Here is a 12,908-nt window from a genome sequence, read left to right on the forward strand (position 1 = left end):
CCAAGAGATTCCCATGAGCACTGACAGGTGCTTTATCATGGTCGAATGGTTTACATCAACATCTTGCCAAGAAACAGGGGGCTTATAACCCTGTTTCCATTCCAAGATCCAGATACGCTACAATCAACGAACAATAATACCTAACAGGATGCCCAATGCGCCAAAGTCAGCATCACTGAATGTCGTGTTAGCAATCCCGATATCCCCCAAAACGGGTAACAGAAATACGGGTAAGAAGGTGATCAGAAAGCCCTGAGCAAAAGCCCCGAGAATAGCGCCTCTACGCCCCCCTGTCGCATTACCAAAAACCCCGGCCGCCGCACCAACAAAAAAGTGCGGCACAACGCCGGGAATAATGACCGTCATACCGAGTGCATACAGTACAAACATACCGATAACGCCCGCCACAAAACTGCTCAAGAATCCTACCAATACTGCATTAGGTGCGTAAGGAAAGACAACCGGGCAATCTAATGCAGGTTTAGCATTTGGGACCAGTTTGTCAGAAATTCCTTTAAACGCGGGAACGATTTCTGCAATGACCATTCTCACACCTTGCAGAATAATGTATACACCTGCGGCAAAGGTAATAGATTGCATTAGCGAGAACATAAATCCATTTTTCCCACCACTGACTTCTCTCACAAAATCACCGCCAGCGAATAAGCAACTGATCATGAAAATAATCGCCATCGTAAAAGAGATAGCAACCGGTGTATCACGCAGAAACAGCAAACTTTTCGGAACATTCATCTCTTCGGTTGAGTGAGCCTTATTGCCTAGTTTGCTGCCAATAAAGCCAGAGAGCACATAGGAAAGCGAGGAAAAATGCCCAATCGCAACGTCGTCAGAACCTGTCACTTTCTTCATATATGGATGGGCAATCGCCGGGAAAAAAACCATCGCAACGCCAACAACCACAGAACCAATAGCCACTAGCATCGAACCCTTGATCCCGGCGGTTGCCAGAATCACCGCGACCATCATGGACATAAATAATGTGTGGTGCCCGGTCAGAAAGATAAATTTCCACGGGGTAAAACGTGCAATCAGGATATTAATCACCATAGCAAAGAACATGATCATTGCCATTTCTTTACCAAAACTCTTTTGCGCAATAGAAACAATTGCTTCGTTGTTTGGTACGACTCCCTGAATACCAAAAGCGTGTTGGAAAATTTCAGCAACCCCCCCCAGTGACGAGACGACTAACCCAGCCCCCGCCCCCAAGATCAAAAACCCCATAATGGTTTTTATGGTACCTTTGATACATTCAGTCACCGGTTTCCTTTGCACGATCAAACCAACAAGCGCGATAAACCCCACCAAAATCGCAGGTTCTGACAGAACATCACTCATCAGAAAATGAAAAAATTCCATGACAACCTCCCGGTTACAGTGCACCAAGTTCAACTAATGCCACGGACAGACGTACTTTCATTGCCGATTTATCCACCATATTGTCCAGCGCAACAATTTTGCCATCGACTGCCTGAATAACCAGTTGTTCTGCAATATCTTTAGTACCGACAAAAATGTCGCTTTGAGTTGCTTTTGCTGATCCCAAATCGATGTGATCAACACTGGCCTCTACTCCCATCTCTTTCAGAATATTTTTGATGCTCATTTCCATCATCAAACTGGTACCTAACCCATGTCCGCAAACGACGGTAATTTTCATACTGTTTCCCCATAGCAAAAAATAGCGACTTAATACTGGCTAATCACGGCAAGCATCTCTTCTTTACTTTTGGCACTCATCAGCAATGCGACATCCTGTTGATTATCAAACAACTCAGCGAGCTGAGCGATCACTTCAATATGACTATTGCTGTCAGTTGCTGCTAAAACAATCAACAATTTGATCGGATCATTTTCCTCAGAACCAAACTCCACTCCTTTGCTAATCACAGTTAATGCTAAAGCTAATTTATTGACCCCTTGTTCCGGTCTGGCATGTGGCATAGCCATTCCCGGCCCAACAACATAATAGGGACCAATTACCTCATGCGAATGATAAATAGCATCAATATAACAAGCAGAAATGGCACCATTTTCCACCAAAGGCTGACAAGCAATCGCGATCGCTTCGCGCCAATTTTTAACATCCGGTATCACTTGGATCACATCTTGGGTGAGTAACGTCTTTAGCATCGATCCCCCTAATTAAAATCTCACTCCGCTCTACCTGTCCTCTGTCCTCTATCTTCCGTCCTCTGTCTTCTGTCTTCTGTCTTCTGTCTTCTGTCTTCTGCTAGTGATATTAGTCACAAATGATAGCGCTATCTATGATCGTAGCTCATAATTGTGATAGCGCTATCATTTGTTATTTGATTAATTCACCAGCAAGCGCAAGTACATCATGGTTTTTTCCCACGACTTGCCTGAGATCAGGTAGAATCCCATCGTCAAATTCATAGCCGTTAATTAAAAAAATAGAAAAATATTTTGATGAAAAAGACACGAAAACGCCGTAATACAGGGCGAGTAACATTACAAGATGTTGCTAAGTATGCCGGTGTCGGTTCAATGACAGTTTCACGCGCATTGAGAACACCAGAAATGGTATCGGATAAATTACGAGAAAAAATTGAACAAGCTATACAAGAATTGGGATATATCCCAAATGGCGCTGCTGGCGTACTTGCTTCGGGCCAAAGTAATATTATCGCGGTACTTGTGCCCTCACTGACAGATAAAGCTAGTGCTACGTTTATACAATCACTGCAACAAGTGCTGAATAAACACGCCTTTCAAGTTTTGCTTGGATGTCATGAATATGACCATAATAAAGAAGCTGAAATTATCATGACATTACTGCAAAGCAATGCCGCAGCACTGGTGATTTTCAGTTCACAACTGGCAGATAAAACCTACAGCAATATTTCTCATATCAATATTCCCATTATTAATGTTGCTGGCTCTCATCAACAGCAGACGGCAATTAATATAGAAACCGATTTTTCCGCGGCTGCCTATATGTTGACTGAGCATATGTTGAATAATGGCCGCAAGCATATCGGTTATATTGGTGCCCAAATGGATAGCCGTTTACGCAATCAGCAGATTAATGGCTGGCATAAAGCCATGCTGCATCACTATCAGAATGCTGACCAAAATATCACTACCTCGGATACTGCTAGCATGCAATTTGGTCGCCAGGCAATTACTGAAATGTTATTACGTCAACCTGAACTGGAAGGTGTGATTTGCAGTCATGAAGTGATTGCCCTAGGTGTCATGTTTGAATGCCAGCGGCGTCTACTTAAAATACCCGCTGATTTGGCTGTTGCTTGTCTGGATGGTTCAGATAACTGTGACCACACACAGCCAACACTGACATCAATTCGCATTAATTATCCCCAAATAGGCAGGGACACCGGAAAATTACTGATAAAACTGCTCACTCAACAAGGTGAAGATGAAACAAAACATCAAAACAACCGATATCACCTATTTTCATATAAGTTCGAGCCTAGACAAAGCGCTTAGCAAAATGATAACGCCATGATGAGACATCAATCGCCATTAAAGCCGCTAACTGTGGTAACTATTTTATCTGCTGACTGAGATCATGTGGCGCGAAAGGAAAGCCCGCGCAATCCTCAACCCTATTGACTATGTCAGCCACCGTCGTTTCAGCTAAAGCGGTTTCTAGCACACAAGTAACACGCGAGAATTCATCTTCTAATACTGGGGTGATATTGTGCCCAATATAACACTTGGGATTAGGTTTAGAACGGTGCAACGTAAAGTACAGAGGATCTTCAACTGCGCGATAAATATCTAATAATGAGATTTGATTCGACGGCCGGGCGAGTAACGCTCCGCCTCCTTGCCCCATTTGTGAATAAGTCAGACCAGCCTCCGCAAGGGCACCTAAGAGCCGGCGAACAACCGTCGGATTAGTATTCACGCTTTTTGCGATATCTTCAGAACGCACGGCTTGTCCGTGGTGAAGCGCAATATCGGTGAGAATATGGATAGCAACAGCAAAACGGGTAGATGTTGGCACTAGAGGATCCTGTATACCTTAAAGGATGTTATGGAAGAATAGCAGAGCGTGAATAAAAAGACCGCGTAGCATGTCACTAATTTCGTCACATAACAAGAAGTAAAATTCAGAATGTTAACTTGTCTGATTAACATTCCTACTCCTCCCGTTTTGCCGCCGTATGCTATTGTTTGGCTCAGTTAATGTTACAAACATGATAGCCCATATTACCGAATGGAATAATCGGTATGAGCACGCTCAATTTGAAGCGTATCGGCAGTTTGTTGTAATTTAACTAGCTGCCCATCCCGCACTGTCCATATATGAACGAAACGAGCAATGAATCGTTTGCCACGCTTCACCCGTCCCAAATAATTACCCAGAACAATGACATGATCATTTGACTCAAAATATTCAGAACCATCTACAACGAATTCATCGACATCATTAAGAAGTGGCACAAAGAAATTATTCAATATATCTTCAATTCCTTCATAAACCCCACCATACCGAGATCCTTCAGTAACATCCCAAATAACATCACTCGCCATAATCTGGCGAAGAACATCAATATCACCCGTAGAGTCATAAAAGCGACGAACAATAGATACATTTAATGAATCTGACATTATCATTCTCCTTCAAATTATCCTGCAATGAAATATGGCCGGCTCTTATAAAATGAGCCGGCCGGATATCTTGGGACGTTCAACCAAAAAGCACCATTGAAGCTTTAAATTAACATCCCCGGAAAACAATTCGAACATCTTTCATGTTAGGCTATCCATTGCGGGTAAGATATCCCCTTACTTAGGTAAGCGCTGGATAATCAGTATAGCCTATAGCACCAGGAACCATAAAAGTTTCCGGTTGTTGTTCATTAAATGGCGCTTTAACTAAAAACCGGTGAGGTAAGTCTGGATTAGAGATGAATAATTGACCAAAAGCCACTGCATCAGCCCGACCGTCAGCAAGAACTTGCTCGGCACTTTCTTTAGTCAGTTCCTCGTTAGCAATATAGGTTGACCCAAAAGCCTCTTTTATCACCTTACTTAAGTCACCATCAACGACAGCATCACGTGAAAAGATAAAAGCAATACCACGTTTACCGAGTTCACGTGCGACATATCCGAATGTCGCCACAGGATTGGAATCCGCCATAGAGTAATGGCCACCACGTGGTGCCAAATGCATACCAACACGTGATGATCCCCAAACTGAAATACAAGCGTCTGTCACTTCCAGTAGCAACCGGGCCCGATTTTCGACTGAACCTCCGTACTGATCTGTCCGCAGATTAGCATTATCTTGCAAGAATTGATCGAGCAAATATCCATTGGCACCATGTATTTCTACTCCATCAAATCCTGCCGTTTTCGCATTTTCCGCTCCGCGTCTGAATGCTTCGACAATGCCGGGAATCTCCTCAGACTCAAGCGCCTGCGGAACCACGAAAGGACGTTTTGGGCGTAATAAGCTAACATGACCATCAGCCGCAATTGCACTTGGTGCCACCGGCCGTTCTCCATTAAGGAAAACAGGGTCCGATATCCGCCCCACATGCCAAAGCTGTATGAAAATACGCCCACCAGCAGCATGCACAGCATCCGTGACCAACCGCCAACCAGCAACTTGCTCATCTGACCAAATACCCGGCGTATTCTCGTAGCCAACTCCCTGCGGAGTGACTGAAGTCGCTTCGCTGATAATCAAACCAGCAGAAGCGCGCTGAGCATAATATTCCGCCATCAGCGCATTAGGGACACGCCCTTCTCCTTCTGCACGGTTACGTGTCAGAGGAGCCATAATGATGCGATTTGGCAAGTCGAGATCACCAATGCGAATTGGATCAAAAAGTGTAGGCATATTTTTTCTCTCATATAGATTAATAAATGCACTTCGTTGCAAATCATCAATAACTGCATAGCCAGGTCATACCAGAAACAAACAGTGTTAATTAGGAAGTGTGAACTCTTTCTCTTGATTCTGTTCCCGAGTCTTTAGTAGCAGGCGGCTTCTCTGGCATGAATCAATGTAACTTACACAGTTACATATTGCAACAGGATAAAAATGTCAGATGCCAGAATATCTGCAAGATAATAATGTTATGACACAACAATAACTTTGCTTAAGAATGACATAGGCCATTTGTCGCCTTTGATTTAAGTGAATAGAGATTCGTTGAATGAGTGGTATAAAAAAGGCTACGCAATACGCAGCCTTGAAACGCTCTAATAGATATACCCGTCATCTTTCAAGCTGCCTCTTTGTTGGCTGCACTCACTCACCCCGGTCACATAGTTCTCTATGCTCCCGGGGATTCGCTCCCTTGCCGTCGCGATGCAACTTGAAATCTATAGGGTATAGAACCCCTATCCAATGAGTTTTAAATCCGCTTTTCTGTGTCGCTTTTGTTCCTGATAAAAATTTTCATGAGAGCCAAAGTTCAGCAGGTATAACTCTATTTTCCCTTCAACCCAACAATAACCAAGCAATGTTAACTGGTTATTTAACTGAAATTTATGAACTCGAAGGAAACTTAAATCACCTTTCTTCTGCTCACCAATTTCAGGGTTATCAATTATTCTATCAATCTCATCTTCTACTATCCTAAGAAGATCCTCAGATAACCTGGATAATGCCTTAGAAAAACGTCTTGTTTCATAAACATCAATCTTTGGATCTTTTTGTCCTTCTGACATAACGCGACACCTTACCGCTATTGACTTCGCTTTTTGCCAGTAAAGAATCAAGGATAAAAGAGTACGGCAAATCGGGGTTATCCTCCGCAATGCGGCCAATCTTAGCCCAATGCTCGATTTGCTTAGGTACACTTCTGCTTGAAGCTTCTGCATGAATTTTTACATCATTCACGAAATCATCATCCAAACGTATACTGATAGCCATAATTTAGTTTACCCCTCTGGGATTTTGTACTCCATGCGATATAAAACACATCTGTATAAAATGCAACATTTTATCGCATTATGCAATCATTGATTACGATTTCAACATGTCTATTCCCGTGATACAAAAGGGACCCCCTCAAAATCCCCTGCTCAACGTAATAAGGCACAGCAAGACCAATTTTATTCTCATCCTCAATAAAACTGGCCTCGTTGAATTGTCAATATCGCCTGAATTTCGGACATATGATTCAGAAAAATCGACTTATTCCCCCTTTTTGAGGATTAAATGTCTGAATTCCAGCCCGATTAAGGGACAAAAAAGCCAAGCAATGCGCAGCCTTGAAATATTCTTTAATGAATAGATGCAATAAATTAAGTTTGAAAATACGTGATCCCAGTTTTATCTTTTTTAGCCTCCTCCTATCAAAAATTGATTATGATTATAAATGAGTTGCCTGATGCTGGCAGATTGTTAGTTGATATGTAAAAAAATTGTTGCCCGGAGGATGCATATATGAATTTATTGGATGGTTTACAAAAAAAACTGGACGGTTACTTTAATAAAACAAGTGAAATCAACTATGTAAAAATATTTGATACTCCCCAAATATGGGGGCTTCCTTTTGGAAAAGAGATAATGCCACAGGCGGTTAAAAGAGCAGCGGAATTTGAAGATGCTATTGTAAGCATTCTGGAAAACATGCGTTATCGCTGTGATATTTCCTCTTTAAATGCCCCGGATGCAGAGTGGAGAAAAGTTATCCTATCAGCTATTGATAGCGCATTTACCAAAAAAATAAACAGGAAGGAGAGAACTCAGATAAGGTTCTTATTCGCTCAAACACCGACGTCTTTGTTAAACGGTGTAAATTCATACTTTGAAGGTACCCCTGAATATCTGGCATTGAAGGAGGATATTATTAAATTAATTCAAGAAAGGAGAAATCATTGGGAGTGTGTACCTGAAATATGGATTGGCCGGTTTTACCGGATAGTAGACGGACTTAAAGTATCATTAGAGAAGAAAGTACTGCCAGAGGAAATGTTTCCAGAAGATGATACCAGAATGACATGGAATCATACAAAAATTATCGCAGTTGATGGAATTGAGTCATTTGTCGGCGGCCATAATTTAAATATGGATCTGTTTAAAAATTACCCTCCAGTTCATGATGTCTCTGTTAAAGTTATAGGAACGGCATCATTAAGCTCACAATTATTTTTAAATAACATGTGGGTGGCTGATACAGACCTCTTAACGAAAGAATTCTTTGATATAGATAAAAATAGATGGGTTAATGCAAATGGTATTATGGGAAAGCCGGAAGATCCATTAAAAAAAGAGTACGTTACTGAATATATCGATAGAAAAAAAGAAGAGAGCCTAAAAAATCCACCTAAAGACCCAGAATATAAGAAAACAAGCAGGATATTATCCGTAGGTAAATATTGGTCTGGACCTGATATGCGAACGGATTATAAAAAAGGCTCTGAAATAATGAAAGAGTTTATAATAAAGAATGCAAAGAAAAAAATCCGCATGTCCCAACAGGATCTTGTCAGTGCATGGAAAAAACAATGGCGAGATCATCATGTGTGCCGATGGTTGATCGAAGCATTACTTTCCAACCCCGAACTGGAAGTTCAAATTGTTGTATCGCCACTTGATGCAGCAGCCGGTGCTGCTGGTGATCAATATTCTTTTGGTTCTGGAGCCAAAAGAACGTTTGAAATATTTAAATACTATTTGACACATGATGAGCATACCGATAAGAAGCTGGAAGATCCGGATGGAATCAGGCAAGCCGCACTGAAAAGAATAGAGGTTGCCCCTTTTTTCTTTACAGACAAAGTACCTGAAGATCTTTTGATTGAAGGGACGACATACAGATGGCCAACCCCGGATGAAAATTCTTATACTGCTACGCTAAAAGAACCGTCTCTTTCTGAAAGACCTCCACAGATAGGTGCTATAGGACGCCCATTCCGATCCTTAATTAAAGCAAGTGGTCCGGTATATCCCAAAGTTCCCCCTGCTCCTGGGAATCATGCAAAAGTAACAATAATTGATGATGAACTCTACGTGGTTGGTTCTGATAATCTCTATCCGGGGTATCTTTCGGAGTTCAATTATCTTATTGAGGGAGAAGACGCGGTGAAAGCTTTTATAGAATCCTACTGGGAACCGTTGTGGAAATATTCAGGAACACATTCATTTAATTACAAAAATACTTGATGTAAATAACAAGTGTTCTGATATATACCCTATGGATTTCAAGATGCATCGCGGCGGCAAGGGAGCGAATCCCCGGGAGCATAGAGAGCTATGTGACCGGGGTGAGTGAGTGCAGCCAACAAAGAGGCAACTTGAAAGATAACGGATATATTCCCGCCAACTGCTAGCGGGAATATAACTTGAAAAACATTAAAGAAATGACTTTTCAGGAGACCAATTAGATCTTGGCTGTCGCCAAATATTTTGTCATTTCATCATCGGGTACCATACCACCACCGGTTGCCCAGACCAAATGCGTAGCCTGTTTCATCTTTTCTACTGAAAGGTTCTTATTGTTCAGGTAATCAAGGTTTCCACTCACACGAGCAGGGCCCGCCATCCCAACTAACGCCGAAGGCTCTAACCGAATACCTTCATCACGATCCAGTAAGCCCAACAGGTTATACATTTCCTGATCTTGAACAGTATAAAATCCATCCAGCAAACGTTCCATCGCACGCCCAACAAAGCCGGAAGCCCTGCCTACCGCAAGACCATCAGCAGCAGTAATATTGTCGATCCCGATATCCTGCACGCAAATATTGTCATGCAAACCAGTATATACCCCCAACAACATACTGGGAGAATGGGTCGGTTCAGCAAAAATGCAGTGCACATGATCACCAAAAGCCAGTTTCAATCCAAATGCAACACCCCCCGGACCGCCACCGACGCCACACGGCAAATAAACGAAGAGTGGATGATCCTCATCAACCACAATATTCATCTGCTCAAACTGCGCCTTTACCCGTCCACCTGCGACAGAGTATCCCAGAAACAACGTTTGGGAGTTTTCATCGTCAATAAAGAAACAGTTAGGAGCAGATTCGGCTTCTTTACGCCCTCGGGCCACGGCTACCCCATAATCTAGCTCATGTTCCACGACATTGACCCCATGTGAACGTAGCTTTTGCTTCTTCCATTCACGAGCATCGGCGGACATATGCACGCTGACATTAAAGCCTAGTTTTGCACTGGCAATACCTATGGAAAGCCCCAAATTGCCGGTAGAACCTACAGCAATGCTGTATTGATTAAAGAACCGTCTAAACTCTTCTGAAAACAGTTTGCTGTAATCATCGTTTTCAGAAAGCAACCCCGCTTGTAATGCCAGTTTTTCCGCGTGAGTTAACACCTCATAAATTCCACCACGGGCTTTAATCGAACCGGAAATGGGTAAATGGCTATCTTTTTTAAGCAAAATTCTCCCTGTGATACCCACACCATAATGTTGCTCCAGTGTTTTTTGCATCGTAGGTATAGCCACTATTTCTGATTCAATAATGCCATGTGTGACGGCTGTTTCTGGAAAAGCTTTACATAAATAAGACGCAAAACGATCCAAGCGTGCTTCAGCATCCTCAACATCATCAGCGCCCAAACCGACAAAAGGCAATCCCTCTTTCAAGGTGGTATTACAAGGGTTAAACCAGAAGATTTCCTCTAATTCCATCAAATTTTTTACTAACGGATATTCATTTAGTAATTGTTGAATTTCAGTACGTTTCATATATGTATTAACCCAATATGAGTGTTTCCCTGGTATATACCCATTATCTTTCAAGTTGCCTCTTTGTTGGCCGCACTCGCTCACCCCGGTCACATCGTTATCTCTGCTCCCAAGGATTCACTCCCTTGCCGTCGCGATCCATCTTGAAATCTATAGGATATATAAAATAACTCTTACTTGCTTGATTATTAGAATTTTTTATTATATTCAATATGTTATGTTTACTACAACTTCCTACAATATATCAGCACATCATACTTTACCCGTTATCTTTCAAGTTGCCTCTTTGTTGGCTGCACTCGTTCACCCCGGTCACATAGTTACCTATGCTCCCGGGGATTCGCTCCCTTGCTGTCGCAATCCATCTTGAAATTCATAGGGTATTTATTTATTTTTTATCTTCCCCTTATTTTGATTACTACGTTAATGTTTATACCCGTTATCTTTCAAGCTGCCTCTTTGTTGGCTGCACTCGCTCACCCCGGTCACATCGTTACCTATGCTCCCGGGGATTCACTCCCTTGCCGTCGCGATGCAGCTTGAAATCCGTAGGGTATATCTTATTTATTATTTTAGATGTAAATCTGCCTATTTTATAGGCTTCCCTGGTATTGACACTTCGCACTTCTTATTCTTATTTTTCAAGCTGAGCGATGACTTCTTTCCATTACATAATGGTAGCCACTACACGATGGTAGAAAGAAGAAACGTCCCAACCAACGCAACCACAGAGGCAATAAATGTTGCGGTTGTATAATACTTAAAAGTTTCACTGAGCGTTGTTCCGCAATATTGCTTAACCAACCAAAACAGTGAATCCGTCACAATAGTACAGCCGATAGCACCAGAACCAATCGCCAATGTAATGATTTCAGGGCTAATATCTGGATATAACGGCAACATAGGCGAAACAATCGCTGTTGCCCCCATCATTGCGACCGTTGCTGAACCAACCGCCGCATGCAAAATAATGGCAACCAACCAAGACAAAAGAATTGGGTGCATATCCAGACTCGACAAAATAACGGCCAACGTATCACTAAGGCCACTGACTTTTAAAATACTATTAAATGCCCCGCCCGCGCCGATAATTAATAAAATATTGGCGATAGAAGAGAAACAATCTTCCGTCTTCGTCAACAGTGTACTCATTCCCATATTTTGCTTAATGCCCAAGGTGTAATAGGCAACAAACGCGGCAATGAACATGGCTGTAATAGGATTACCAATAAATTCCAGCACCGTATAAAACGTGGTACCTTTTTCCATATTTAATTCAGCAGCCGTTTTAGTCAACATTAACCCAATTGGCAATAACACAGTAAACAATGTCATGCCTAAAGAGGGTAAATCCTCTTCTTGACGAACTGCAATTTCAGAAAATTCAGCCGGAACCGATTTAAAAGGCAGACGGCTACCGAGAAATTTCAGAAATAATGGCCCCCCCACCAAAGCGGCAAACAGGCCAACTATCAACCCATAAACAATCACCGAGCCAATATCCGCACCCAGTTTATTCGTCACAAATAATGCAGCCGGGTGCGGAGGAATAATACAGTGAACCGCCATCAACGCTGTACATAATGGGATCGCTAATTTCAGCAATGATGTATTGGTTTTCCTGGCAATAGAAAATGCCAATGGAATTAACAATACCACCCCGACTTCAACAAACAGCGTAATACCACAAACCAAACCAATCAGTACCATAATGATATCAGGTGATAGCCATCGGCATTTTTGCAATGTGATACCAATCCGCTCTGCCGCGCCGGATATCTCCATCATCTTACCAAGAATGGTCCCCAGACCAATCACTACGGCTAAAAAACCTAGCGTATCTCCGATTCCCCCTTGAATGGCGTTCACCATTTCAACAGGGTTCATTCCCATTAAGGCACCGACATAAAAACTGGCTAACAATAGAGCAAGAAAAGGGTGAATTTTTAATTTAATTATCGTAAATACAATTAACGCAATACTTGTGAGTAACGTACCAATCACCCAAGGTTGTGAATCCACTTAATCATTCCCCACAGTTAACCTTTGTTCGTCACGCGAATTTTCATTATTGAATATGAATATTCAATTTTTGACAAATGATTAATACATAGCCATGCATGAATCAGATTGAGCCAATTCAGTGATACCGATCAAAATTTTCACTTTATTTGCGATTTAAATCACTAAAACTATCTGAAACATACCGCCTTAATGATA

Annotated in this window: 12 protein-coding genes; 2 read left to right on the top strand and 10 right to left on the bottom strand. The window is 42.0% G+C overall.

Annotation, left to right across the window (positions count from 1 at the left end):
• Positions 1 to 123 precede the first annotated feature (123 nt).
• The 3 genes from AACQ38_RS03945 to AACQ38_RS03955 are packed head-to-tail and all read right to left on the bottom strand — an operon-like array spanning position 124 to position 2,154.
• On the bottom strand, positions 124 to 1,380 hold the full coding sequence (locus tag AACQ38_RS03945) for a PTS ascorbate transporter subunit IIC (RefSeq protein ID WP_165577463.1): 1,257 nt from the start codon (positions 1,378 to 1,380) through the stop codon (positions 124 to 126).
• A 13-nt stretch (positions 1,381 to 1,393) separates the two neighbouring features.
• Positions 1,394 to 1,681, bottom strand: a complete 288-nt coding sequence (locus tag AACQ38_RS03950; RefSeq protein WP_041380050.1) for a PTS sugar transporter subunit IIB — start codon at positions 1,679 to 1,681, stop codon at positions 1,394 to 1,396.
• A gap of 29 nt (positions 1,682 to 1,710) precedes the next feature.
• On the bottom strand, positions 1,711 to 2,154 hold the full coding sequence (locus tag AACQ38_RS03955; protein WP_165577464.1) for a PTS sugar transporter subunit IIA: 444 nt from the start codon (positions 2,152 to 2,154) through the stop codon (positions 1,711 to 1,713).
• Between the two features lie 297 nt (positions 2,155 to 2,451).
• Here AACQ38_RS03955 and AACQ38_RS03960 point away from each other — a divergent pair, with 297 nt between their 5' ends.
• Entirely contained in the window at positions 2,452 to 3,492 is a 1,041-nt protein-coding gene (locus AACQ38_RS03960; protein ID WP_041380049.1) for a LacI family DNA-binding transcriptional regulator, read from the top strand.
• A gap of 58 nt (positions 3,493 to 3,550) precedes the next feature.
• On the opposite strand, the gene AACQ38_RS03965 is transcribed toward AACQ38_RS03960, so the two are convergent.
• The 5 genes from AACQ38_RS03965 to AACQ38_RS03985 form a co-directional block, all read right to left on the bottom strand.
• A complete protein-coding gene (locus AACQ38_RS03965; protein WP_011146238.1) occupies positions 3,551 to 4,015 on the bottom strand; it encodes an Rrf2 family transcriptional regulator in 465 nt (154 codons plus the stop codon).
• A 206-nt stretch (positions 4,016 to 4,221) separates the two neighbouring features.
• The gene (locus AACQ38_RS03970) at positions 4,222 to 4,623 is read right to left on the bottom strand and encodes a nuclear transport factor 2 family protein (RefSeq protein ID WP_011146237.1); all 402 of its coding nucleotides are present in this window, start codon (positions 4,621 to 4,623) and stop codon (positions 4,222 to 4,224) included.
• Between the two features lie 181 nt (positions 4,624 to 4,804).
• Positions 4,805 to 5,860 carry an alkene reductase gene (locus AACQ38_RS03975; RefSeq protein ID WP_011146236.1) on the bottom strand — a complete coding sequence of 352 codons (1,056 nt, stop codon included), beginning with the start codon at positions 5,858 to 5,860 and terminating at the stop codon, positions 4,805 to 4,807.
• 506 nt (positions 5,861 to 6,366) lie between these two features.
• Positions 6,367 to 6,696: a type II toxin-antitoxin system RelE/ParE family toxin gene (locus tag AACQ38_RS03980; protein WP_165577465.1), complete on the bottom strand. Its 330-nt coding sequence runs from the start codon at positions 6,694 to 6,696 to the stop codon at positions 6,367 to 6,369.
• Positions 6,665 to 6,901, bottom strand: coding sequence for a TA system antitoxin ParD family protein (locus AACQ38_RS03985; protein ID WP_011146234.1), 237 nt, complete (start codon positions 6,899 to 6,901; stop codon positions 6,665 to 6,667). The genes AACQ38_RS03980 and AACQ38_RS03985 overlap by 32 nt, the downstream gene beginning before the upstream one ends.
• 516 nt (positions 6,902 to 7,417) lie before the next feature.
• On the opposite strand from AACQ38_RS03985, the gene AACQ38_RS03990 reads away from it, so the two are divergent.
• Positions 7,418 to 9,139: a phospholipase gene (locus tag AACQ38_RS03990; RefSeq protein ID WP_165577466.1), complete on the top strand. Its 1,722-nt coding sequence runs from the start codon at positions 7,418 to 7,420 to the stop codon at positions 9,137 to 9,139.
• Positions 9,140 to 9,356: 217 nt separating this feature from the next.
• On the opposite strand, the gene AACQ38_RS03995 is transcribed toward AACQ38_RS03990, so the two are convergent.
• Complete coding sequence (locus tag AACQ38_RS03995) at positions 9,357 to 10,688, bottom strand: D-serine ammonia-lyase (protein WP_165577544.1); 1,332 nt, start codon at positions 10,686 to 10,688, stop codon at positions 9,357 to 9,359.
• Positions 10,689 to 11,372: 684 nt separating this feature from the next.
• On the bottom strand, positions 11,373 to 12,710 hold the full coding sequence (dsdX, locus tag AACQ38_RS04000; RefSeq protein ID WP_011146230.1) for a D-serine transporter DsdX: 1,338 nt from the start codon (positions 12,708 to 12,710) through the stop codon (positions 11,373 to 11,375).
• Positions 12,711 to 12,908: the final 198 nt, after the last annotated feature.

Source organism: Photorhabdus sp. RW14-46 (assembly GCF_963887965.1).
In the GTDB taxonomy this organism is placed as follows: domain Bacteria; phylum Pseudomonadota; class Gammaproteobacteria; order Enterobacterales; family Enterobacteriaceae; genus Photorhabdus; species Photorhabdus laumondii.